At 51.6% G+C, this 24,386-nt stretch carries 21 protein-coding genes and 1 pseudogene; all 22 read left to right on the top strand.

The features are described from left to right. Nucleotides 1-14 precede the first annotated feature (14 nt). The gene (locus MKX70_RS28060) at nt 15-377 is read left to right on the top strand and encodes a LytR/AlgR family response regulator transcription factor (RefSeq protein WP_340788466.1); all 363 of its coding nucleotides are present in this window, start codon (nt 15-17) and stop codon (nt 375-377) included. An 82-nt stretch (nt 378-459) separates the two neighbouring features. Continuing rightward, entirely contained in the window at nt 460-1,641 is a 1,182-nt protein-coding gene (locus MKX70_RS28055) for a MalY/PatB family protein (protein ID WP_042234870.1), read from the top strand. Nucleotides 1,642-1,905: 264 nt separating this feature from the next. Beyond that, entirely contained in the window at nt 1,906-2,865 is a 960-nt protein-coding gene (locus tag MKX70_RS28050; protein WP_042234872.1) for a nucleoside hydrolase, read from the top strand. Nucleotides 2,866-3,038: 173 nt separating this feature from the next. After that, on the top strand, nt 3,039-4,289 hold the full coding sequence (locus MKX70_RS28045; RefSeq protein ID WP_340788458.1) for a stalk domain-containing protein: 1,251 nt from the start codon (nt 3,039-3,041) through the stop codon (nt 4,287-4,289). 278 nt (nt 4,290-4,567) lie between these two features. Further along, on the top strand, nt 4,568-5,521 hold the full coding sequence (locus MKX70_RS28040) for a radical SAM protein (RefSeq protein WP_042234877.1): 954 nt from the start codon (nt 4,568-4,570) through the stop codon (nt 5,519-5,521). A 128-nt stretch (nt 5,522-5,649) separates the two neighbouring features. Beyond that, the gene (locus MKX70_RS28035; protein ID WP_052416228.1) at nt 5,650-5,976 is read left to right on the top strand and encodes an L-rhamnose/proton symporter RhaT; all 327 of its coding nucleotides are present in this window, start codon (nt 5,650-5,652) and stop codon (nt 5,974-5,976) included. Between the two features lie 311 nt (nt 5,977-6,287). Further along, on the top strand, nt 6,288-7,316 hold the full coding sequence (locus tag MKX70_RS28030) for a bile acid:sodium symporter family protein (RefSeq protein ID WP_340841314.1): 1,029 nt from the start codon (nt 6,288-6,290) through the stop codon (nt 7,314-7,316). A gap of 261 nt (nt 7,317-7,577) precedes the next feature. Continuing rightward, nucleotides 7,578-9,611 (top strand): methyl-accepting chemotaxis protein, encoded by a 2,034-nt coding sequence (locus MKX70_RS28025; protein ID WP_340788445.1) that lies wholly within the window; start codon nt 7,578-7,580, stop codon nt 9,609-9,611. A gap of 232 nt (nt 9,612-9,843) precedes the next feature. After that, a complete protein-coding gene (locus MKX70_RS28020; protein WP_340841313.1) occupies nt 9,844-10,173 on the top strand; it encodes an immunity protein YezG family protein in 330 nt (109 codons plus the stop codon). Nucleotides 10,174-10,299: 126 nt separating this feature from the next. Beyond that, the gene (gene tnpA, locus MKX70_RS28015) at nt 10,300-10,698 is read left to right on the top strand and encodes an IS200/IS605 family transposase (protein WP_152679875.1); all 399 of its coding nucleotides are present in this window, start codon (nt 10,300-10,302) and stop codon (nt 10,696-10,698) included. A gap of 9 nt (nt 10,699-10,707) precedes the next feature. Further along, nucleotides 10,708-11,780, top strand: a pseudogene (gene tnpB / locus MKX70_RS28010) (IS200/IS605 family element RNA-guided endonuclease TnpB). A gap of 105 nt (nt 11,781-11,885) precedes the next feature. Continuing rightward, nucleotides 11,886-12,026 carry a hypothetical protein gene (locus tag MKX70_RS33490; RefSeq protein ID WP_445323722.1) on the top strand — a complete coding sequence of 47 codons (141 nt, stop codon included), beginning with the start codon at nt 11,886-11,888 and terminating at the stop codon, nt 12,024-12,026. 317 nt (nt 12,027-12,343) lie between these two features. After that, entirely contained in the window at nt 12,344-12,490 is a 147-nt protein-coding gene (locus MKX70_RS28005) for a hypothetical protein (protein WP_340841312.1), read from the top strand. Continuing rightward, nucleotides 12,457-12,615: a hypothetical protein gene (locus tag MKX70_RS28000; protein ID WP_340841311.1), complete on the top strand. Its 159-nt coding sequence runs from the start codon at nt 12,457-12,459 to the stop codon at nt 12,613-12,615. The genes MKX70_RS28005 and MKX70_RS28000 overlap by 34 nt, the downstream gene beginning before the upstream one ends. Nucleotides 12,616-12,899: 284 nt before the next feature. Next, nucleotides 12,900-13,787, top strand: coding sequence for a phosphotransferase enzyme family protein (locus MKX70_RS27995; protein ID WP_340841704.1), 888 nt, complete (start codon nt 12,900-12,902; stop codon nt 13,785-13,787). Nucleotides 13,788-14,574: 787 nt separating this feature from the next. Then, on the top strand, nt 14,575-15,879 hold the full coding sequence (locus tag MKX70_RS27990; RefSeq protein WP_340841310.1) for an ABC transporter substrate-binding protein: 1,305 nt from the start codon (nt 14,575-14,577) through the stop codon (nt 15,877-15,879). Nucleotides 15,880-15,972: 93 nt separating this feature from the next. Continuing rightward, complete coding sequence (locus tag MKX70_RS27985; RefSeq protein ID WP_231637826.1) at nt 15,973-16,866, top strand: carbohydrate ABC transporter permease; 894 nt, start codon at nt 15,973-15,975, stop codon at nt 16,864-16,866. Next, nucleotides 16,867-17,700 (top strand): carbohydrate ABC transporter permease, encoded by an 834-nt coding sequence (locus tag MKX70_RS27980; RefSeq protein WP_340788427.1) that lies wholly within the window; start codon nt 16,867-16,869, stop codon nt 17,698-17,700. A 21-nt stretch (nt 17,701-17,721) separates the two neighbouring features. Next, nucleotides 17,722-19,500, top strand: coding sequence for a family 43 glycosylhydrolase (locus MKX70_RS27975; RefSeq protein WP_340841309.1), 1,779 nt, complete (start codon nt 17,722-17,724; stop codon nt 19,498-19,500). Nucleotides 19,501-19,544: 44 nt separating this feature from the next. Beyond that, complete coding sequence (locus MKX70_RS27970) at nt 19,545-20,861, top strand: ABC transporter substrate-binding protein (RefSeq protein ID WP_340841308.1); 1,317 nt, start codon at nt 19,545-19,547, stop codon at nt 20,859-20,861. A 29-nt stretch (nt 20,862-20,890) separates the two neighbouring features. Continuing rightward, nucleotides 20,891-22,702: a cache domain-containing sensor histidine kinase gene (locus MKX70_RS27965; protein WP_231637828.1), complete on the top strand. Its 1,812-nt coding sequence runs from the start codon at nt 20,891-20,893 to the stop codon at nt 22,700-22,702. Then, nucleotides 22,695-24,335: a response regulator gene (locus MKX70_RS27960; protein WP_340788420.1), complete on the top strand. Its 1,641-nt coding sequence runs from the start codon at nt 22,695-22,697 to the stop codon at nt 24,333-24,335. Before MKX70_RS27965 ends, MKX70_RS27960 begins: the two co-directional genes overlap by 8 nt. The last annotated feature ends 51 nt before the right edge of the window (nt 24,336-24,386 follow it).

Raw genomic sequence — 24,386 nt, 5'->3', positions numbered from 1 at the left:
GAGGAGGAACCCGAGTGATTAAGGCATTTCTGCTGGATATGAACCAGAAGGATCTTTATAAGCTGTCTTCCATGCTGCAGCATACAGGTAAAGTGAATGTAATTGGCATGTCAGCCTATCCCGAGAACGTCGTGGACAAAATTGTTCTGCTGCAGCCGGATGTGCTGTTTCTGGATCTTCAGCTGCCCGGCCAGCAAGGAATAATTGTAGCCGAACGGGTAAAAAAGAAGCTGCCTGATATTCAAATTGTGATTGTCACCGAGAGCAAACAGCATGCCCTATGGGCCTTCGACCAAGACATTGTGGATTATATGCTGAAGCCGCTGGAGGAGGTCCGGCTGGGCCAGTCACTCGAGCGGCTGCGTAAGGGAAGCTGAAGCGCCAGACTGAATCAGGATGCCGGAAGGCTCTCTCCATGTTACAATAAACGGACAAGCAGAAAGGATGGGGTGATTTTAGTTGAAGTACGATTTTAACCGTATCATTGACCGCCGCAATACCCGCTCATACAAATGGGACCAGTCCGAGAAGCTGTTCGGAGACAAGGAGATTCTTCCGCTTTGGGTCGCGGATATGGACTTTGAGAGCCCTCCTGCCGTGAAGGAAGCGATTCTGCGCCGTGTACAGGAAGGGGTGTACGGCTATAGTGTGACGAGTGACTCCTACAAGGAGGCGATTGCCGGGTGGTACCGCAGCCGTCATAACTGGGAGATTCAGAAGGAATGGATTACCGATTCCCCGGGAATTGTGACCTCGCTCAGCCTGTCCGTAGAGCTGTTCAGCCAGCCGGGAGATCAGGTGATTCTGCAGTCGCCGGTCTACTATCCTTTCTATGATGTGATCCGGATGAATGACCGCAAGGTGGCGATCAACCCGCTGAAGCTCGAAGAAGGCCATTATGTTATGGATTATATCCAGCTAGAAGAGCTGATGGCCGGCGGCGCCAAGCTGCTGCTGCTGTGCAGTCCGCATAATCCTGGCGGCAGAGTGTGGGAGCGGGAAGAGCTGCTGCGTCTTGGGGAGCTGTGCCTGCGGTATGGTGTGACGGTAATTTCGGATGAGATTCACTGCGATATGGCGATGCCGGGTTACAAGCATATCCCGTTTGCTTCCCTGTCACCGGAGCTGTCGGATATTACACTGACTACACTGGCTGCGACCAAGACCTTCAATCTGCCGGGCCTGCAAACCTCGTATATCGTAACCTCGAACCCGGAGCTGAAACGTAAATTTGACTATAAGCTCAAGGCACTCAGCCTGCATATGTCGGCATTCTTCACGCCGGAGGCGGTTGAGGCGGCTTACAATGAAGGCGGAGAATGGCTGGATGAGCTGGTGCAGCATGTCAGCGGCAATGCCGGGTATGCCATCAGCTACCTCGCAGAGCATCTGCCGCAGGTGAAGCCGATGAAGCCTGAAGCCACCTATCTGCTGTGGATCGATTGCCGGGCCCTGGGGCTGGATGCGGACGGACTTAAGAAGCTGATGTACCGTGAGGCCAAGGTGGCTTTTAATGAAGGCTCTGTCTTCGGAACGGAAGGCCAAGGCCATCTGCGTATTAATCTGGCCTGTCCGCGTTCCATTCTTGCCGAAGCGCTGGAGCGGTTCACTCAGGCTGCTGCTCCATATGTTCAGCAATAAAGGTAGCGTACCGTAAATTAGAAGCTATATTAAAACATTTACAGCGATCAAGAAATCCGCGCCCTAGAGGTAGCGGATTTCTTGTTATACTGCTGTCTGAGAAGGTAGATGGTGTCCCACCAACCTCGCGGTGAACACTCCATTGCTGACCCTTCCCGGCATGCGCATCAACCACAACCACTTATTGAGCAGACTGCAGAGCCGTGTTAAGATGGGCAGTACGGCTGATAGAGTAAGTATATATAGAGAGTGGGAGAGATAGAGATGAGTAGCAGCAATACAACCCGGATGGTTATTGATTGTGATACAGGAATAGACGATGCTTTGGCTATTCTATATGCCCTACGCACACCGGAAGTGGTGGTTGAGGGGATAACGACGGTGTTTGGCAATATTGATGTGAAGCAGGCGGCGGATAATACCTTGCGGCTGCTTACACTCGCAGATCCCGGATACGACATCCCGGTAGCGCTTGGAGCGTCCAAGGCACTGGTGCGCGAACTGACAGGCTTCTCAACCCATGTGCATGGGGAGAATGGGATTGGCGGCGTTGAGCTTCCCCCTTCCGGGCAAGTGCCGGTGCAGGAGACAGCGGCGGAGTTCATAGCGCGGATGGCGGATGAGAACCCGGGTGAGATTGTACTGGTAACGCTCGGACGGTTGACCAATCTGTCGCTCGCGCTGGATTTGGACCCGCAATTGACCTCCAAGCTGAAGAAGGTAGTGGTCATGGGCGGCACGGTCTTTAAGCCGGGCAATGTGACTCCGGTGGCCGAAGCGAATCTGTGGGGCGACCCCGAAGCAGCTGACCGTGTATTCACCTCTGGCCTGCCTGTGCTGATGATCGGGCTGGATGTTACACTGCAGACACGGATCACATCAGAGCATCTTGAGCTGTTGAAGCGCCATGGGCGAGAAGAGAACAAGTCCATCATAGACTTCATGGAGGAGTCACTCGAATACTATTTCAAGTTTTACCGGGAAGCCAATTATCTGATCAACAGTGCGCCGCTGCATGATCCGCTGGCCCTGATGGCCGCAGTGCAGCCAGATCTGGTGACTACGCGCCGGATGAAGGTCCGTGTGGAGCATCAGGGAGAATTCACCTCCGGTATGGTCGTGGCAGATTTGCGGCCGCAGCCCAAGGTCGGACATTTCATCGAAGTGGCGGTGGATGTAGAGGCTGAACGGGCGGTTGGTGTCTTTTTGAGCGCGTTTATGTGAATGGAGGAACCGAATTCAGCTTCAGCTACCCGTCTTTTATAGCTAGCAGACATATGAATCTCCCAATAGTTACAATCTCTTAATTTGCTATAATTACCTGGTTTGGTAAAATGGTAGGGGATGTAAGATTGAGAGATTCATAATCTATCTATAAGAGAATGGGGAATTAATTAATGAAGCATCTTGCTAAAATAGTATTATGCGCAGCGATCACACTGGGGAGCTACACAGCACTTCCTGGAAGTGCTGCACAGGCGGCACCAGGCGGTGTCAGTATTCTGCTGGACGGATATCCGCTGCCTTTTCCGGTAGAACCTGTAGTCATGAGCGGAACGACAATGGTACCCTTCCGTGCGATCTCTGAGGCATTGGGCATTGAGGTGGAATGGAATCAGGCGGCCCGCCAGATTACGGCAACTCAGAAGTCCGCTGGTGAAGCAGCTCCGGCAAAAGTTATCCTAACCCTGGGCAGCAAAAACGCTTCTGTGAACGGGACCGTAGTGAAGCTCGACGTAGCGCCACAGAATATCCGCGGGACAACGATGATTCCGCTCAAGTTCTTCAGCCAGCAGTTTGGGGCGGTTGCTTCCTGGAATCAGGCGGCCAAGACCGTATCGATTACATCTCCCAAGCGGGATTTGTATACCTTGGGATTCTACGCGCAAAAGGCCTACAGCGAAGTGTCGCTGATTCCAAGCTTTGATGCGGTAGCTTTCGGCTGGAGCCGGATTGACCCGGCCGGACAATTCACCACAACCGGTAAGGATTTCTGGTGGCCTGAGGCAGCAGGAGAGGTGACGCCGGAATCCATTGTCCAGAATGCAGCAGCGGGAGGTACAGCCCCGTATCTGATGGTCTACTCTAGTGACTCTGCTCTGGAACTGAGCAAGAATCTGACGGACCCGCAGCTGCAGCAGCAGACCATCGCCAGCATCGTGGACCTGGCCTCGCAGAAGGGATTTCAGGGCATCGGACTGGATCTGGAAGGACTGGGCTTGACCGGAGATAAGGCGCTTGTGCAGAGCCAGTATAATGCTTTTGTCAAAAATCTCTCCGTGGCCGCACGCGCTGCCAGTCTGAAGCTGACGGTGATTCTGCATCCGCTCAACAGCTCCTACAAAGGCTATGATTACAAAACGCTTGCTTCGCTCGCTGACGATCTGGTCATTATGGCCTACGCCTACGAGGGCGAGAAGGGGCCGGAGCCGATGGATAAAGTGGATGAAGGTATCCGGCTTGCCCTGCAGCAGGTCAGCAAAGACAAGCTAATTCTCGGCATTTCAGTATTCAGCGAGAATGATTCCTCCGTTAACGCGAAGATTGGCCTGGCCAAGCGTTACGGTCTCAAAGGAATTGCCATCTGGCGACTGGGTCTCATTGGCCAGCCGGTGTTCAGCAGAATGGGAGAATCGGTAGAATTGTAGAATGTGCTGCTAGTATTCATGCAATGGTAGCTATAAATAAATCTGGCTGAAGAGAGACTGCCGTATGGTGATACTGACCACACGGCAGTCTTTTTGATGAACATATGAATGTATGGGGTTCCTTATTTGAGTCCTCCTCAGGTTTCTGTTTATTATGCAGTATCTTGTATATTCGGGCTGGCGATATCAAATGTCACATTAAGCTGACGGGGGAACCTGTATAATTTTAAAGGTTGACCTTTAAATTGACGGTTCTAAATATAGGAGGACTATAGAGCATGAGTACGAAATACAAAGCACTGGAACTGGATAAACCGATGACTTATGAGCTGGAAGGGCTGGAAGTCGGGGTTACCTCGAACTGCAATTTCCGCTGCGATTACTGCTGCGCTTACAATAGAAATGATGGACAGAGCATTAACGGCAAGGAGGTTATTCGCATTCTGGAGGAGCTGCCGAATCTGAAGCGTGTGCGCCTCTCGGGCGGTGAGGTGACGCTGAAGTTCCAGGATTGCGTGGATATTGTGGCTTACTGCACCTCTCGCGGGATTCAGACCCAGCTGAACTCTAACGGCAGCCTGCTGAATGAAGAGCGGATCGGGCAGCTGGTGGATGCAGGCCTGACTACGATACATATTTCCTTCAATTTCACTACTGCCGAAGCATTCTCTGCTTATTACAATATCCACACAAGCGTTTATACCAAAATCAGAGAGAACATCACGATGTTCGCCAAAACAAATGTGAATGTGGTACTGGAAACGCTGCTGTTCAACGAAACGCAGGACAATATGCGCGAGATCAGCGATCATGTCTATTCCATGGGCGTAAGAACGCATGAGATCCAGAACAGCATTATTATGGGGCATACCGGCTGGAAAGCGATCGCGGCCCGGGAACAGCTGAAGAATGCCGTGAACGAGCTGATTGCCCGTAAACCGGCGGATACCACACTCTATTTCACATGTATGGACCGGTTCATGGAGGCCATGGGCTTCGAGGAACAGCCGGGTGTCTACTTCCCGCACTGCATTGAGGGCATGAAGCAGCTTCACCTGCACGGCAATGGCGATATTCTGATCTCTGAGCTATGCCACCCGGTTATTATCGGCAATATTTACAGCGGCACCTCGCTGAAGGATCTGTACAGCAATATGCCTGCACCGCTCGAAAAGTATCTGGAGAAGCGGCCTTGCCCGGCGCTGGATGCGCTTTTCCCGCAAGGGGTATAGTCCGGACGCTGCAGCAGAAGAGATTATGAGCGGAACTTATTATTGTGCATTATATCAGGCAGGATTGCAGCCCAACCGCTGTGGTCCTGTCTTTTTGCTGGTCACATATGAACTGGGAGGATTTCATCATGAGCCTGATTATCGCTTCAGCTGCCGGACTAGGCTCTGCTGCGATGAATATCGGCTTCTCCTATGCGAGTCAGGCGGCAGATATAGCTGTTGCCGATGGAACAGTCAGAATTAGCGCCAATCTTATTTCCTGGGTAATTACGCTGTCCGGCGGCTTCATCGCCAACTTCGTGTATGCTTTTATCCTGCTACTCAAGAACCGGACCTATAAGGATTATTTCGCCCAAGGTGCAGGCCCGGCCTACGGCAAGGCGCTGTTAACCGCTGCAGTCTGGTTCCTGGCACTCGGTGTCTACGCCAAGGCAACCGCATTACTCGGTCGCTAGGCTCTGTCGTGGGCTGGCTTGCCTTCAACGGATTGTCGCTGATCATCAGCAATGCCTGGGGACTTAAGGATGGGGAGTAGAAAGGATTCACGGCTCCCAAGAAGCTGCTGCTGTGTGGGAATGTAATATTGATTCTGTCCTGGATTGTAGTGGGGATCGCCAACAGCATGGCATAGGATATTCTGCAAATTGGCAATTTTCCACTCTTCCGGGCGGCTTGGTTCTGTTATGATTTCATTAGAGGTAGTAACTAAGACCAAGAAATCTGCAGATAAGGAATGTGTGGCCAGCCATACATAAAGGGATATAACATGCTTGGTGCAATAAGACGCGGACTGATATCTTCCAATGTGGTGCTTGAGAAAATAATGCCGCTGCTCACTCCGGCAGCCATTGTCGTTGGTGTGCTTAATGAGGCGGCGCTGCTGCCGTTTACCTGGCTGGTGCCGTGGATCTTTGCTTGTATGACGCTGATCGGCAGTCTGAAATCTAATTTCCGTGACTTGCTGGCAGTGTTGGCTAAACCGCAAAAGCTGATCATCCTGCTGATTATTCTGCATGTGGTGATGCCGCTGATCGGCTGGCTGGCAGCCATGGCCTTTTTCCCGGGAGATCCGTATACAGTTACAGGGTATGTGCTGCTGTTTGCCATTCCGACCGGTGTGGTCAGTGTGGTCTGGGTGTCGATGCATGGCGGGAATGTTGCTCTTACGCTGGCGCTGATCCTGATCGATACACTGCTCTCGCCGCTGGTAGTACCCGGCACGCTGTATCTGCTGATGGGGGCGAGCGTGCAGATTGAGATCGGGGAGATGATGCGGGGGCTGCTCTATATGGTGGTGCTGCCATCCGTAGCGGGGATGCTGCTCAATCAGTTCAGTAAAGGCAAGGTTACTGCAGTCTGCGGCCCGCCGCTTGCACCGTTTGTCAAAGTTGGCCTGTTCATCGTTGTGTCGATCAATGGCGCCAGCATTGCCCGTTATCTGAAGCAGCCGGATGGCAAGCTGATCCTAATTATTGCCGTTACTTTCGTAACTGTCGTATTGGGCTATATTATCGGTGCTGTAGTCTCACGAAGCTTCCGCTGGGATTATGAGAATACCGTCGCCGTTCAGTTCAACTCCGGTATGCGCAATCTGAGTGCAGGTGCGGTACTGGCAGTGAAATACTTTCCGCCAGCCGTCGCCCTGCCCGTGATTTCCGGCATGCTGTTTCAGCAGATTCTGGCTGCCTGCTCCGGCATGTTCATCCGCAGCCGGGCCAAACGTCTGCTGCAGGCGGAAGCTCCTACTTCAGGAGGACCTATAGCCACACCGGCAGAGAGCCGCATTTCGTTATAGAGTATCCCGGCAATCCCGCATTTCCCCCTATATTGAGTGCCGCTGCCTGCGGCTGGGGAATTGCGGGTTTTTCAGGCTGAATATAAATAAAAATAGTTATATTTCACTATTATTCGACAAAATGCGATATTATTTCCGAAAATTCGTCTAGAAATATTAATTATTTCTGTGGAAAATCCGATAGTAATTGTAATAAATGTTACGGTTTTTAGCTATTCAGGTACTAGTGGATTAGATAGAGGCGGAAGGGTGTAGAAAACTATGAAGATTCGTATGAAGCTATCGGTTATGATGATTGTCGTTACACTAATTTCTACAGCATTAATGGGGATTTTTACGTACACCAAGTCCACTGGCACTATCTTGAATCTGACTGAAGCTTCTATGGCACAGGTGAACACCAACAAAGCGCAGACGATTGCGGCAATGATCGATAAAGAGAAGCGGAGCATGCAGCTCGTTGCAGGTGAAAGCGAGATCCAACAGCTGCTGCTTCAGGCCGGAAACGGCGAACTTACTACCGGGGATGCACTGCAGAATGAAGTGAATGTGAAGCTTCAGGGCTTAGTCAAAGATGCTGGCAACCTGGAGCATATGTTTGTGGCTGATATGAAGGGAATTGCGGTAGCTGACAGTGACACCAAGCTGGTCGGCACCGATTTCAGCGAAAGAAACTACACGAAGAATGTATTCAAGACAGGTGAAGCTGTCGTCAGTGAGACCTTGAAATCTAAATCTACCGGAGCCTACGTATTAGCCTTTGTCCATCCTGTGAAGAGCGGGGGCAAGATGATCGGTTTCGTCGCTTCGGCGGTTAATGCGAACAGTATTATTAAATATTTAGCCGATGCCAAGGTGACCAATGCGCCTTCATCCTATGCCTATCTGGTGGACGAAACTGGCAATATCCTCTACCATCCGGATGAAACAAAGATTGGTTCAGTGATTGAGAATGAATCAATTAAAGCTGTTGTGGAGCGTGTGAAGGTGGGCGAGACCGTACCGGATGGAACGGTGCAGTACACGTATGAGGGCGCTGAGAAAAAAGCGGCTTTCACCGTTCTTCCGGAGACTCACTGGACCCTGGTACTGACTGGAGATCTGGAGGAGATCATGCTGCCTGTGGATGAAATGACCAACTACATTTTATTGCTAGGACTGGGAAGCCTGCTGCTTACGCTGTTAATTGGGGTTACTGTAGCTACCCGTATCTCCTCACCGATTATCAAGCTTACCCAGCTGATTAACCGCACCGCGGAGCTGGATTTGAAGTATGACAACCAGTATGAATATTTAACTAAAAATAAAGATGAGACAGGTACCATTGCCAAGGCAATGTTCCATACCCGCGCCGTTCTGCGTGAGATGGCCGGAAGCCTGATCTCGATTTCCTCGAAAGTGCTGGATAATGCGGAGACGCTGGAGAAGCTGTCCATTGACGTCAGGGAGAATGCGCATGATAATTCAGCCACTACGGAGCAGTTGTCCGCAGGAATGGAAGAAACGGCGGCATCTACCCAGGAGATGACAGCGGCCATTCATGAGATCGAGAATAATGTCAGAATGATCTCCACCCGGGTAAAAGAAGGCTCCGGTGTATCCGGGCAAATTACGGAGCGTGCATTGGCGCTTCAGCATGATGCGGTCACATCCACCGAGAATGCCAAACAGATCTACGGCTCGGTCCGTGGTGAGATGCAGAAAGCTATTGAGCAATCGGGTGCCATCAACGAGATCAATGTGCTGGCGGATACGATTCTCTCCATTACAAGCCAGACCAATCTGCTGGCGCTCAATGCGGCGATTGAAGCTGCACGGGCGGGCGATGCCGGCCGCGGATTCGCCGTTGTAGCGGGTGAAATCCGTAAGCTGGCCGAGAAGTCGTCAGAGACTGCGGCAGGTATCCAGGGTGTTGTCAAGAATGTCTACAACTCCGTAGAGCAGATGATTGAACATTCTGAAGCCATGCTGACGTTCATTGATCAGAATGTACTGGGCGATTATGAGCGGCTGACTGAGGTCAGTCAGCAGTATAACAGCGATGCTTCAACGATTAATGAGCTGATGAACCAGTTCGAGGAGGCAGCGGACCATCTGAACGAAACGGTGTCCAGCATCGCCATCGCCGTCAATGAAGTGGCGGCTACCGTGAACGAGGGTGCAATTGGTGTTCAGGATATCGCCGAGAAGACGGCGGATATTGTGGAGAAAACCTTCCATGAGGCCACCATGGCTGATGAGAATACGCAGAGCGCCAAGGAGATGCAGGTCCTGGTAGAGAAGTTCAAAATCTAAGCCGGTTTCAGCAGATTTTTACCCGCGCTTCATCTGATTTTAAGCTTCGGGGTATATATTAAACACATAACCCCCCTTTAATATAACTTAGACCCCGCCGGACGCTGGCGGGGTCCCTTTTTTTGTCTGGAATTCAGGCTCACCCATTCCACATTCTCAAGACTCCGCAAATGGTGAATTATGGTGAAAACTGGGTTGTAGCGTTGAATTTGGAGTGGAGGCTAAGGTAGCTGTGGGAAAGATTGAAGAATTATATCAGCTGATAGGCAATAAGCTCATAGGAATAATTCCTGATGAGTGGGACAAAGTTTATCTCTATGCTGAGGTATTGCCGGGTTCAAGAATAGTCTATTTTTATTACAATTCTACAACCCGGAACGAGTTGATATTTGGTCATAATATTCCTGAAATTTATGGGGTAGATGAGCGCATTTATGACCGTTTGTGTAGTGAATTAGAAAAGTACTTTGTTGATCTTAATGCGGAATTTAGCAAAAACAATCCTCAACAATGGACAAATTTAACTATGTATTTAAGTCAAACAGGCAAATTTAATAGTTAGCTGTCAGAATTCCCCCACTTCTCTAAGTGGCGGGATGAATGTCAGCGGTCTTTCTCACAGATAAATACAACCTAAAATATTACAATAAAACCATTCAGTAGTATTATGAAATGGGTTGTGATATCCGTGGAATTAGACACAAATAATCATTCAGTATTCTCTCTTCATTATCATCTTGTGCTAGTCGTGAAGTACCGCAGAAAAGTAATAGACGATGACATTTCGAATCGGTTACAAGAGATATTTGAGTCTATTCAGCCTAATTACAATATCACCCTGCAGGAATGGAAGCATGACAAGGATCATGTTCACATACTAATGAAAGCTCACCCCAATAGCGATATTTCTAAATTTCTGAACGCTTATAAGAGTGCATCCTCCCGTCTAATTAAGAAAGAATTTCCTGTAATTCGTCAACAGCTGTGGAAGGAATATTTCTGGTCCAGAAGTTATTGTCTACTGACGATTGGCGGTGCGCCGATTGAAGTCATCCGGAAGTACATCGAATCTCAAGGTCAGAAATGAGGTGGGCAGGTGTTAAAGGCTTATAAGTATCGAATCCATCCCACCTATGAGCAAGAGCAGTACTTCACTAAAGTATTCGGCGCTGTTCGCTTCATCTACAATCGAATGCTTGCAGATAAGCTTGAACATTACAAGCAAACGGAAACGATGCTCCAAACGACACCTGCGCCATACAAAAAGGATTTTGCCTGGCTGAAAGAAGTGGATAGTCTAGCCTTAGCCAATGCCCAGCTTCACTTAGAGAAGGCTTATCAGAATTTCTTCCGTGAACCGAACGCGGGATTTCCAAAATTCAAGAGCAAGAAGAAGAATAGCCATAGCTTCACAACCAATAACCAGAAGGGAACCATTGCCATTACAGAGGGAAGGATCAAAATCCCCAAACTAAAAACGAAAATCAAAATCAAGCTGCACCGTCCATTCGAGGGACGTATTAAATCATGCACCATTTCCAAAACACCCACGGGAAAATATTACGCTTCCGTATTGGTGGAAACGGATATCATCCCATTGCCCCCACTCGAGACGAAGATCGGTGTGGATCTGGGGTTGAAAGACTTTGCGATTCCTTCACATGGCGAAATCATACCGAATCCGAAGTACTTGCGGAAGTCTGAACAACGATTAGCCAAGCTGCAAAAGGACTTGTCACGAAAGAAGAAAGGAGCCGTAACCGGTATAAAGCAAGGCTGAAGGTCGCCAGACTGCATGAAAAAATAGCGAATCAACGGAAAGACTTTTTGCACAAAACGTCCACCCAAATGATAAACGAAAACCAAGTGATCGTGATGGAGGACTTGCGTGTAAAGAACATGATGCAGAATCATAAGTTAGCCAAAGCCATATCCGAAGTGTCGTGGAGCCTGTTCAGAGACATGCTGACCTACAAAGCGAAATGGTACGGCAGAGAATTAATCATTGCTCCCAAACACTTTGCAAGCAGTCAATTGTGTTCCTGCTGTGGCTACAAAAATGCAGAAGTCAAGAACCTAGCCGTACGGGAGTGGTCCTGCCCTGCCAGTCATACGGAGCATGACAGAGACCGGAATGCGGCACTGAATCTTCTACAACTAGCCATGTAAATGGCCCTTAGCGGGTTAGGAACTAGCTTATAAGCTTGGGTAAACTTGGAGCAGTAGCTCTATTGACCAAGAAACACCCACCTCTTAGGTGGTGTGTAGTTCACTATTGATTATAATTATGGCGCTGTTTTGTATTCCCCCTCACAACAGCGTACAATTTGGGAGTATGAAATTCTAGGACTACATCCTACAGATGGCTTTCACCAGAAGTATTTAGATGAATATCTCAAAACAAAAACGAATTAATCCCCCTAGAGGTGTCCCTTCAGCTATTCAACGGCTGACCGAAGCACCTCAAGTTGTTTATTTAGAAATGGAACTTTTAGCGGGAAATCGCAGTTTCAGTATGCTATATTATTTATAATCCAAGTCAGATAATGGAAGGAGGACGATTCATGAGAAGATTAATGCTCAGCTCTACGCAAAGTCTATGGACGACATGGCAGTGGTTGTTGTGTAGAGCTGATAGCAAGTCTCCGCTGCAACGATCCGCCGGATAAAATGGTCTGTTCTATAGACTTTGCTGCCTTTACAAGTTCACTACTTTAAAGGAGCGGAGCTATATGAAATATGTAAATGCAGATCTGGTATTACCGCAGCAACTGCTGCAGGAAGTACAGAAATATATGCAAGGCGGGATGCTCTACATCCCCAAGCCCGAGGGACAGCGGAAACGGTGGGGGAGAACTCAGGCGGCAGAACCTATCTGACGGCCCGGAACCAGTCCATTCGTGACCATTATGCCAGGGGCTTAAGCGTAACCGAGCTTGCCGAGCAATTTTGTCTGTCGGGTGACAGCATCAAGAAGATTGTCTATGGAAGCAAGCAGCTATGAGCAGCACTTATATTGAGATGAGAGAAGGAGTCGAACAGGGCTCTTTCTTTTTTTTTGTGCAAAAAATGAATTGCAGCTGTTTATTATCTATGTTCATCCATTGAGTCACCCCTATAATTATATAGACAGATGTATGCGGGAGGCAGGAAGATGACGGAACATAATTTATGCAGCAGCAGTGCGGGTGATCCATCGCGGGATCTCTGGAGATCGGGCAGGAATATAGCACTCAGGGCATTGGCAGAGTATGATCTGGAATGGAACAGGATTGAGCTTATCGGCTTATCAGACAATTTTACATTCCGGGTGGAGACTGCAGCGCCGGCAGCTTTCTGCTGCGGATTCATGGTGAGCGCTTCAGCCGGGAGGAGATCCTGTCGGAGCTGGAATGGACCCGGTATCTCAATCAGACAGCGGGCTTTGTGGTCCCGCAAGGATTGGCCAGTTCCAGCGGCGGCTATATCCTTGAGATTGGAAGCGAAGAGCGGCGGCTTGCCAGGGCAACGGTGATGCACTGGGTGGAAGGGGCGCCTGTAGAGGGCAATCTGCCGGATGATTATATCTTCCGGATGGGGGAAATGCTGGCCGGTATGCACGTAGCGAGTACACCGTTCGTTCCGTCTGCCGGCTTCACCCGTCCGGTATGGGGAGCAGGCAGCTTCGAGCTGGAGTGGAGCAAGCTGGAGGCGCATCACGCGGTAATGGTAACGGAGGAACAATGGAAGCTCTATCAGGCTGCTGCCGCGAAGATACGGGCAGATCTCGAAGCCATGCAGCCTGACGCCAGCAGCTACGGCTTGATTCACGGCGATTTGCATAGCGGAAATATTGTTTTTGACCAAGGCCAGCCGCGTGCGATCGATTTCGGCCGCTGCGGCTACGGATATTTCCTCTATGATATGGCCGCCGCACTGCTGGAGCTCTCCCCGGGGCAGCGCGGCGACCTGATCCAGGGCTATAGAAGTGTCCGGGAGCTGGAGCCGGATTATGAACGGAAGCTGGAATGCTTCTTCGTTATGATCATGATAGGCAATTACAGCCATCACATTTCTAATCCGGATGAAATCCCCGGTCTGCGGGAAGAACAGCCGTATGCCCTGGCTTACCTGAGAGAATATTTGCAGGGTGAGCGTTTTTTGTTCAGTCGTATCGAACCCTTCGTGATAGAGTGAGGGCAGCGTCCAGTTGTACTTAATAAATAGCAGAGCCCTTTGCGGTCTGCTTCTCCAATATCAGCTGTTCCCCGGTGATAATGCCGGTGGGGCAGCTTTTTTGATGTGCCGGGAGGTATCCGATCAGTCATTTATTGTGTATTTCAAGAAAATAAGCCAAAAATTATGCTAGGAAATTATGCGATGTATTGATGAGACTCCCGCAGTGAGTCATGGAGGAAATGAGCTGTAAAACAATGTGTCACCGCGAAGGTAACCGAGCCCAATGTATGCGAAAAACCGAATACAATATGTCACTGCGAAGGTAACCGCGCCCAATGTAAGCGAAAAACCGAATACAATATGTCACTGCGAAGGTAACCGAGCCCAATGTAAGCGAAAAACCGAATACAATGTGTCACCGCGAAGGTAACCGCGCCCAATGTAAGCGAAAAACCGAATACAATGTGTCATCGCGAAGGTAACCGAGCCCAATGTATGCGAAAAACCGAATACAATATGTCACTGCGAAGGTAACCGAGCCCAATGTATGCGAAAAACCGAATACAATATGTCACTGAGCAAGTTGCGTTAATTGAACTTTTGTTTTGTTCCGCCGGGAGCCGCCGTTGGATTCGGACCCCCTGAGCGTTGAAGTCATACGTTAGACCTGCAGCATATCCGCCAATCTGTAAATATGTCCATTGTTCCTAGTCTAAGGACATTTTTTGATCTCCGTTGGGGCGGTAACATAAAGACATCAAAGCGCAGCCAGCTTTGAATTACCGGGTAAAAGGGGAGTACACAGATGAAACGATCCATGCAAAAAGTAACGTCAATATTACTGATGGTTATGATGCTGGCAATGGTAGTAACCGCCTGCGGCGGGAACAATGCGAAGAACAACAGCGCAAACGCCGGCAACAGCGGCAAGGAGACGCAGGGAGAAGGCAGCGGCAGCGGCAAGAAGACAGAGCTTCTGTTCTGGTCACCGTTCTCCGGCTCGGATGGCCCGTTCATGAAGAAAATCGTAGATAAATACAACAGCTCCCAGGATAAATATAAAGTGAATTTCGTGATCCAGCCCAATGGTGAGTATTACAAGCAGCTGGATGTAGCGCTCAGCACCGGCAAGGAACGGCCGGACCTGATGATTATGCACGTGGATCAGGTACCTACCTACCAGAGCAAGGATCAGCTGCAGTCGGTGGATGAGCTGGCGGCAACAGCCGGAATTAATTCTGCTGATTTTGCCGAAGCCCCGGTGAAATACGCCACCATCGACAGCAAGCTGTACACCATTCCGCTCGACATTCACCCGGTGGTGATGTATTACAACAAGGATCTGTTTGAAAAAGCGGGAATTACCGCACCGCCAACGAACCGTGCCGAATTCGACGCCGCCGTAGAGAAGCTGACGGATAAATCCAAAGGGGTCTATGGATATGTAGTGCCAACCCTCTGGCCGCAGCAGTTCATCTTCCCGTCGCTCGTCTGGCAGAATGGCGGAGAGCTCTGGAACGGAACGGATGTAGCCTACAATTCTCCTGAAGCGGTAGAAATGGTACAGTGGCTGCGCGATATGGTAGACAAGGGGATCTCCCCGGCCAATGTTCAGCAGGACGGCGAGAATACCCTGTTCCTGCAGGGCAAGAACGCGATCCAGTTTAACGGACCGTGGATGAAATCGCAGTTTGACGAAGCCGGACTTCATTATGGCGTAGCCGTTATGCCGCAGATCGGCAAAGCAAAGCAGGCTATTTATGCAGGCTCACATGGCTTTGTGGTTCCAAAGGCTGTGACAGACAGCAACACACTGGCCGGTATCGGTGATTTCCTGAAATATGTCTCCGGCAACTCCCTGGACTGGGCTGAATCCGGTCAGGCGGTAGCTTCCAAAACTGTTATGGACAGTGCAGAATTCAGAGCTATGGAGTTCCAGAGTACCGTATCGCAGAGCTTCTCCTCTGTACAGTTTGCACCGAATGTACTGAACTGGGGCACCATCGTCGAGCCGGTATGGAGCGAGCTGAGCAATGCCATTCTCGGCAAAAAGTCACCGCAGCAGGCGATGGATGATGCAGTTGCCAAATCCCGTCAGGCGATGAAATAGCACTTATGATGATGTGATCATTTCGGTAAGCAAAAGCGGGGAGCGCGGATCGCTTCCCGCTTTTCCCTATACGAAGAAATGGAGGAACCCCTTTTGAAAAGCACATGGACTTCCCGCTTCACCTCATTCCTGTTCATCCTGCCCTACCTTGCAGCCTTCGGACTGTTTCTGCTGTTTCCGATCCTGTATGGTGTTGTGATCAGCCTGCAGGACTTTGAGCTGCTGTCTGCCGCGCATCCCTTTGTGGGGCTGCGCAATTATATTACGATTTTCACCCCGGGGACGTATGAGAATAGTATCTTCTTCCGCGGGCTGTGGACCACCTTCCAGTTTGTACTGTACTCCGTTCCGTTGCTGATCGTGGTGGGGCTGGGGATGGCGATGCTGGTCAATGCGCTGCCTTCGAAGCTCCGGGGGTTATTCCGGACGTTCTATTTCCTGCCTTATGCCTTGTCGGCTTCGGTTATGGCCGTGATCTGGCTGATGATGTTCGATACCAATGCCGGATTCATTAACAGTCTGTTGCAAAAGCTAGGTCTGACCGGTATCCCGTGGCTGACCGCTACGCCTTGGGTATGGATTGCGCTGGTGCTCACGACGCTCTGGTGGACGATCGGGTTCAATATGATTATTTTTGTGAATGCGCTCAATGAGGTGCCTGAAGATTATTACGAGGCTGCTGCTATTGACGGGGCGGGCGCCTGGAGCAGGTTCGTGTCAATTACACTGCCCTCGATCCGGCCGGTGATGCTGTTCGTGATGATTACCTCAACGATCGCGTCCTTCAACATTTATGCCCAGCCGTTCCTGCTGACGCGCGGAGGGCCGGGAGACACCACCAAGGTGCTGCTGATCAATGTGCTGGACCAGGCATTCGTGCGCAAGGATATCGGCTCAGCTTCCGCGATGGCGATTCTGATGGCGCTGCTGATCATGATGGTGTCCATCGTACAGTTCCGTCTTACGAACCGGAAGGAGAAGGTATAAATGGGAAAAGCCAAAAAAACCGGCCTGCTGCTGCTGGCCATTCTGATTGCACTGTTCGTGCTGCTGCCGCTCGTGTGGATGCTGTCCACTGCGTTTAAAAATGACTTCGAAGCCCTCTCCGGGCGGATGAACTTCTTCCCGCAGAAGCCCACGCTTGATAATTTCGTTCAGGGGCTGAGCGGGGAGCTGATGAATACACCGATTCTGCGCTGGATCATCAATTCCCTGTCAGTCGGGATTGTGGGAACAGCAATCGTGCTGCTGATTGATTCGATGGCGGCGTTTGCCCTGGCCCGGCTGCCGGATCTGCCGCTGCGCCGTACGCTGCTGTCCATGTTCATTGCCTCGCTGATGATTCCCAGCGTGCTGACCTTTCTGCCGATGTACATTGAGTTCAATACACTAGGGCTGATCAACACGTATCAGGCGCTGATTCTGCCGGCTACAGCCGGGGCGTTCGGCGTGTTCCTGCTGTATCAGTTCTTTGTCTCCTTCCCGAAAGAAATCGAAGAGGCGGCCCGGATCGACGGGGTGAACAAATGGAATCTGTATGCCAGGATCCTGCTGCCTTCCGCAGTGTCGATCATGATGACGCTGGGGATTTTCACCTTCATGGGAATCTATAATGACTTTGTCTGGCCGCTGTATGCGACCACCTCGCCGGAGATGCGGACGATCACCGCAGGTATTGCTATGATGGCCACCGGAAGCTACACCCAGAGTTACGGCAAATTAATGGCTATGACCACTATCGCGGCGCTCCCGGTGCTGATTATCTTCATTGTAGGCCAGAAGTCTTTTGTAAAAGCCATAACGAGCTCGGGTGTGAAATAACGGGTGATGGGAGGGAAGCGGATGAGAATGAAACCTGATAATCCGCACATGGCATGGACAGGTAAGAAATCACGTAGAATACTCTACTCGCTTGCAGCGATTATGTTACTTATACTGGCGGGAGGTGCATATTTGGTGCATCAGCACAATAATAGCGGGACAGATGAAGTCTATAACGGGCACGGCGGAACGTTTAAGAATACACTGGCCGAGATCGATACTCCGGATCCGAGTATGATCTACAAGGATGGATATTATTACATGACCTTCACCCATAACGGAACGGATATTATGATGATGAAGTCACGCACAATGGATTTCCGCCAGGCCGAGCGGAAGGTGGTATGGTATCCCCCGGCGGAGACCTCCTATTCGGCGAATCTTTGGGCACCCGAGCTCCAGTACATTCGTGGGAACTGGTATGTCTATTTTGCCGCAGATGATGGTAATAACGAGAATCACCGGATGTATGTGCTGCAGGGGGATAGCGGTGATCCGCTGGGCGATTATACCTTCAAGGGCCAAGTCACCGACGACACCAACAAGTGGGCGATTGATGGGCTGGCGATGGAAGTGGATGATGAGCTGTATTTCGTCTGGTCCGGCTGGGAAGGCGAAGTGAACGCTGCGCAGAACACCTATATTGCGCCGATGAGTGACCCGCTGACGATCAGCGGTCCGAGGGTGCTGCTCAGCGAGCCGCTGCTTCCATGGGAGCAGGCCGGAGGCCCGCCGTATATCAATGAAGGCCAGTCGGTCCTTCATCATGACGGCCGCGTCTTCATTGTCTATTCCGGCGCGGGCAGCTGGACTCCGTATTACAGTCTGGGCCTGCTGGTCTTGAAGCCCGGCGGCAATCCGCTGGAGGCGGCAGACTGGACCAAGCTGCAGCAGCCGCTGCTGGCGATGGATGAAGCCGCCGGAGTGTACGGGCCGGGGCATAACTCGTTCACGGTGTCGCCGGATGGCAGCGAGCAGTGGATTGTCTATCACGCGACTACTGGAGCGGCGGACGGCTGGAACAACCGCAAAGCACGGGCCCAGCGGGTCAGCTGGGACGATGGCGGTCTGCCGGTGTTCGGGAAGCCGCTGGCGCTGAGCACGGCGCTTGATGTTCCCGCTGGAATGGGAGTATTCCAACCTGAGAACGCCATCCGCAGCGGGAACCGGCTGGCGTTCCCGTCCCTGCCGTCCACGGTGAATAGCGATACCCCGCTGCTGGTGCATTATATGAATCCGGGTGGAGAACCGGCCGCTGCGGCAGTTTCAGTGAATGCTGGAACGCCGTCAAAGCTTCAGCTGCCGCCTTCCGAAGAGGGACAGACCGGATACGCCTATCTGAGCTTACCGTTCACAGCCGGGATGAATACAGTAGCCATTGAGCTGCCGGAGGGAAGCGCAGCTGAACTGAAGGCCATTGAAATTCCCCGGTATGAAGCTGAAGCCCAGACGCTGGAGGGGAATGCTGATGCGGAGGATAACCCGTATGCCTCTGGCGGGGCGGCGGCAACCCTCAGCGGAAGTGATGCGGCGCTGCGTTTCAGCAACATCCGTCTACCGGGAAGCGGGACTTACACTGTCTCTGTAGCTGTCCTTAACGCTTCACCGGATGCGAAGCTGGAGGTAGGGGTGAACGGGGATTCTGCGATCGTATCAACCCTGGAATCTAAGGAACGAAACCAATTATCCTTCATGGAGCTGGAGCTGCAATTGCAGAGCGGAGCGAACGAAATCATTCTTTTTGACAGACAAGGCAGCTTCGGTATAGATTATATGGATATATGGCAGAAGAGTGAATGAGCCGGAAGATTCATAGAATGCAAGCAAGACGGGGGCTTAACCATATGAGAGATACGGGACGCTATAGCGGACTCAAACGGAACAAACTGATTACGCTTTCAATTGTGCTGCTGGCTATGCTTCTGGTGCTGGGCGGTTGCGGTACAGATGGGGCAGAGGAATCCCCCCAGGCTGCCGCTGAGCCGGTAACTCTGGAGTATTGGACTCCATTCAGCGGCGGAGACAACATTTTCATGACCGAGCTGGTGCAGCAGTTCAACCGGGAGCACGGGGATATCCGGATCGAACAGATCAACTCCCGGCTGGATGATTATTATTCCCGGCTGCGCACGGCGATTCTGTCCGGTAATGCACCTGATTTAGCCATTATTCACGCGACCAATCTGCCGCAATTCGTGCAGAACGGTTATATTGAGCCGCTTGACGGACTCGCTGCGGATACCGGGCTGGACTGGGGCCAGTTCAATGCCAAAATCGCTGAGTCCACGGTCTACGGCGGTGCCCATTATGCTATACCCCTGGATACGCATACGTTAGTGCTCTATTACAATAAGAAGTATTTAAAAGAGGCTGGGCTGCTGGATGCCGGGGACAAACCGTTGATCAGCAAGGGAGAGCGAGGGTTTACGGAGTTCCTGCAGCAGTTGAAGGCGGAGTTGCCGCCCGGTGTTGCTCCGCTGGCTCTGCCCAGCACACGTATTGATTCCGTGTGGCTGTGGTGGAGCCTGTACAATCAGATGCAGGGCGGTGGTGTCTTTTACAATCCCGAAGGTACGCAGGCGGTCTTTAACAACAAGGAATCGCTTCAGGCTCTGGAGTTCGTGAATAGCCTGTATCAGCAGGAGCTGATTCCGCCGGATATTAATGATGCCTTCAAGCTGTTCTATGACGGGGAGGCCGCTATGCTGATTACGGGGGTGTGGGGAACCGGCGCTTTTGAGAAGGATGAGAACCTGGAGCTGGGCGTCGTGCCGGTTCCGGTCATCTACGATCATCCGGCGGTCTGGGGAGATTCGCATACGCTGGCTATTCCGGCCAAAAGCGAGATGAGTGCGGAGAAGCGTAATGCTGCCATGATTTTTGCCCGCTGGGCGGTGGAGCATGGAGTGATGTGGGCGGAAGCCGGTCATGTACCGAGTTCCCGGGAGGTCGTAGAGAGCGGAGCGTATGCTGCACTGAAGTTCCGCAGTGATTATGCCAATACCGCCAACTCCGTAGCCTACTGGCCGAGAAATGTGAAGCAGTGGAGTATTAATGAAGAGATTATCCGGCAGTTTGAGAAAATGATCTACAAGGAGCAAAGCCCGGAGCAGGCTCTGCAAAAAGCGGTGGACAGCATTAACCTTCAGCTGAAGAAATAAATGCAAAAGGATTAAAGGGGAGAATGCGGTTGAAATCATTTCGCGGCTGGTTCAGGAATCTGGCGCTCGCGCGCAAGCTTATTCTTATCAATGTGGTATTCATTGTGCTGCCGCTGGGGCTGATGGGCTATTTCGCCTTCGCACGCTTCACCGAAACGACGGAGCGCAAGGTTGGCGATTATCAGCTTCAGACGCTGAAGCAGCTTACCCTGAATATCGACACCTATATGAATGAGCTGAACCGGCTGACCGTGATGCCCTATCAGTATCCGAAAGTAACCGAGTATCTGGCTACCAAACGTATCTCCGGTGAACCGCTGACATTGGATGAGATTAGCGGACTGAACAGCTTCGTCACTCAGGTGTTTTTGAACGGCCGGGTAGATATACTAGGTGTCTCTCTGTATGGTACGGGCGGAGCTTCGTATGTGGTCATGCCGGAGAGCCAGTATGTGACGACCTATAAGCTCGACGAGAATGTCAGCTGGCTGAACAAGTTCAAGGGTCACTACGGGCAGCCAGTGTATGTTGCCACACATGACTTAAGCTCAAGCGGCGGAAATGTGTATCAGGCCTTCTCCATTGTGCGGGAGCTGCGCAGCTTCGATGACGGGGTGACCCTAGGGTACATCGTCATTGATGTGGACCCTAAGTTCATTAGTGAGATTCTGTCCAAAGTAAAGCTGGATGCCAAGGAACTGCTGTACATTACGGATGATTCCGGCAACCTGGTCATCGGCAAGGATCATGGACTGCCGCAGGCAGCACCTTCCCTGTCTCCTGAACATTCGGGTGAAGGGGTAAGTCATGTGAAGTCGGAGGGCGAAGGGCTGCTGATGGCCCACGTAACTTCTGAAGTGACAGGCTGGACCACGGTGGGTGTTGTACCGGTCTCCAGTCTGATGAAAGATACCGAGGTTCTACGCACCTACATTATTCTTATTGGCATCATCTGTGTAGGTCTGGCCCTGCTGCTGTATGTGTTTATCGCCTACCGGATCACCCAACCGCTGCGCAAGCTGAGCCGGCTGATGCGCAGTGTCGAGCGCGGAGACCTCAGCAGGGCTTTCCCGGTGAGCGGTACGGACGAGGTAGGAATGCTGGGCCATTCGTTCAACGGCATGCTCGCCAAGCTTAGCGAACTGGGATATCTGCTCTATGAGACGGAGATCCGGGAGAAGGATGCGCAGATTGCCGCGCTGCAGAGCAAGATCAATCCGCATTTTCTGTACAATACACTGGGTTCCATCAGCATGTACGCCGAGCTTGAGGGCAGTCCGGAGATTATTACGATGTCCAACAATCTCAGCAAGCTGCTGCGCTACAGCCTCAGCGGGCGCACGGAGCATGTGACGCTTCAGGATGAGCTGGACCATGTCGGCGGATATATGGCAATCCAGCAGATGCGCTATGAAGAACGCATTCACTTCACGATGACCATTGAACCTTCGCTGCTGGACTGTGAGGTCATTCCGCTGATGATCCAGCCGCTGGTGGAGAATGCAATCAATCATGCACTGGACAAAGGGGTGGGCCGGGGCCGTATTTCGCTGACCGCGGACAGCAGCAGTCAGGTGCTTAGAATCACTATCGAGGATGATGGCATCGGCATGAATGCGGAGGCGCTTGAGGCGCTTCGGCTGCATCTGCTGAATACGAAGGAGCTGGGCGGACGCTCAGGCAACGGTCTGCTGAATGTTCACCGCCGGATTGTGCTGCATTATGGCGATGAATATGGTCTTTCACTGGAGAGTATGCCGTATCAGGGCTTCAAGGCAGTGCTGAGGCTGCCGGTTATTACCCATCAGGGCAGAGCAAGGGAGGATGACGGAGTTGCCTAAAATACTGATTGTTGACGATGAGTCTGTCTTCCGCAAAGGTCTGCGCAAAATGATCACCAGCCTGGAGGGTAACTGGGAGGTGGTTGGTGAAGCCATTGACGGCTATGATGCGCTTGACAAGCTGGCCGAGCTGTCGCCGGAAGTGCTGCTCACGGATATCCGCATGCCGCGGATGGACGGGATTCAGCTGCAGCAGATGGCCGGGGGAAGGTTCAAGGATCTGATGACCGTCGTGGTCAGCGGCTATGACGAGTTCGCCTATGTGCAGCAGTCGATGCGCCAGGGGGCGAAGGATTATCTGATGAAGCCGGTCGAACGCCAGGAGCTGAGCCGTGTGCTGGAGAGACTGGGGCGGGAACTGGCCGAGCGCAAGGCGCTTCCGGTGCGCAAGGATGAACCATGGCAGGTCCAGCCTGTACTGAAGCGGCATGTGGCCGGTCATCTGATCGAGAGTCTGCTGAAAGGCAAAACAGAAGATAGCGACCTGCAGCTGCTGCGGGAGATGGGCTTCGCCTTCGGCCATCCTTACTTTCTCTGCATGGTGATTAAGCTGGATAAGCATTCGGTGGAGAAGGAGCGTTATCAGCGGGGCGATGCCTCCCTGTTCCTCCTGTATATCCAGCAGGTTGTCCAGGAAATGATTGACCGCCATGCGACAGGCATAAGCTTCGTGCTGTCGGATACCGAGGTGGTGGCTTTGCTGAATATAGCTGAGCCGGAGCATTCCTTATCGGCACCGGGAGCTCTGGGCGACCTGATCCGCAGGCAGATCCGCTCTTTGTCCAACCTGACGGTAACCATCGGGGTCAGTAATCCGGCGGAAGGACTGCCGGGCATTCCGAAAGCTTATAGTGAAGCCGGAATCGCCCTCTTGTACCGGCTGATCGAAGGCGGTGATAAGCTGCTCGATTATGCCAAAATGACAGAGCGCCCCCATTCCGGAAGCGGACCTTTGAAATGGTCATGGGAGATGCTGGAGAAGTCGATTACCGGAGGCAGAGTGGCCAGCATCGGCCCGATTGTTGAACATATGATTGAAGAGCTGTGCAGTATGGCGGATTCACCGGAGAGTATTCATCAGCAAATCTGTAAGCTGCTGCTGTACTATTACGAGCTGTCCGAAGAGCTTGAGGTTACGGAATCGTGGCTGGGATCGAAGGATATCCGCAAGGTGCTGTTCGATGTATGCAGCCTCTCTTCGCGGCAGGAGCTGGCCGAGAAATGCCGGGGGCTGCTGCTCACCCTGACCGGCTGCATTGCGAAGTCCAGAGAGGTGAAGGATCTCGATCCAGTTGCTGCCGCCCAGCGCTACATTTCGCAGCATTATGATCATCCGCTAAGCCTTAAGGAAGTGGCGGATGAGGTGTATTTGAACCCGGCGTATTTCAGCAATCTATTCAAACAAAGAACAGGCGTCACCTTTATCGAATTCCTGACCCATATCCGGATGGAAGAAGCGCGCAAGAAGCTGGCCTTCACAGATGAGAAAATCAGCAGGATCGCTGAGGAGACGGGCTTTGGCAATGTGCGCCACTTCAACCGCGTGTTCAAAAACTGCAGCGGTTTTTCGCCTAAAGAATACAGGGATAGTATACGCAAGGCGCAGGCGGCTTCTATGGATGGCCGGGAGTGACAGTAAGGACTGATAAGGACTACAGCAAGACCGGATCGCATGAAATCTAAT

Source organism: Paenibacillus sp. FSL R7-0312 (assembly GCF_038004445.1).
Taxonomy (GTDB): Bacteria; Bacillota; Bacilli; order Paenibacillales; family Paenibacillaceae; genus Paenibacillus_AQ.
The sequence above is the reverse complement of the archived record's forward strand: the minus strand, read 5'-3'. Positions and strand labels throughout refer to the sequence as shown.

Coding starts and splice junctions, on each gene's coding strand:
- MKX70_RS27975 (WP_340841309.1), top strand. CDS start 17,722: ATGAGAATGAAACCTGATAATCCGCACATGGCATGGACAGGTAAGAAA.
- MKX70_RS28040 (WP_042234877.1), top strand. CDS start 4,568: ATGAGTACGAAATACAAAGCACTGGAACTGGATAAACCGATGACTTAT.
- MKX70_RS28025 (WP_340788445.1), top strand. CDS start 7,578: ATGAAGATTCGTATGAAGCTATCGGTTATGATGATTGTCGTTACACTA.
- MKX70_RS27970 (WP_340841308.1), top strand. CDS start 19,545: ATGAGAGATACGGGACGCTATAGCGGACTCAAACGGAACAAACTGATT.
- MKX70_RS28035 (WP_052416228.1), top strand. CDS start 5,650: ATGAGCCTGATTATCGCTTCAGCTGCCGGACTAGGCTCTGCTGCGATG.
- MKX70_RS28045 (WP_340788458.1), top strand. CDS start 3,039: ATGAAGCATCTTGCTAAAATAGTATTATGCGCAGCGATCACACTGGGG.
- MKX70_RS27980 (WP_340788427.1), top strand. CDS start 16,867: ATGGGAAAAGCCAAAAAAACCGGCCTGCTGCTGCTGGCCATTCTGATT.
- MKX70_RS28030 (WP_340841314.1), top strand. CDS start 6,288: ATGCTTGGTGCAATAAGACGCGGACTGATATCTTCCAATGTGGTGCTT.
- MKX70_RS28005 (WP_340841312.1), top strand. CDS start 12,344: ATGAAATATGTAAATGCAGATCTGGTATTACCGCAGCAACTGCTGCAG.
- MKX70_RS27990 (WP_340841310.1), top strand. CDS start 14,575: ATGAAACGATCCATGCAAAAAGTAACGTCAATATTACTGATGGTTATG.
- MKX70_RS28050 (WP_042234872.1), top strand. CDS start 1,906: ATGAGTAGCAGCAATACAACCCGGATGGTTATTGATTGTGATACAGGA.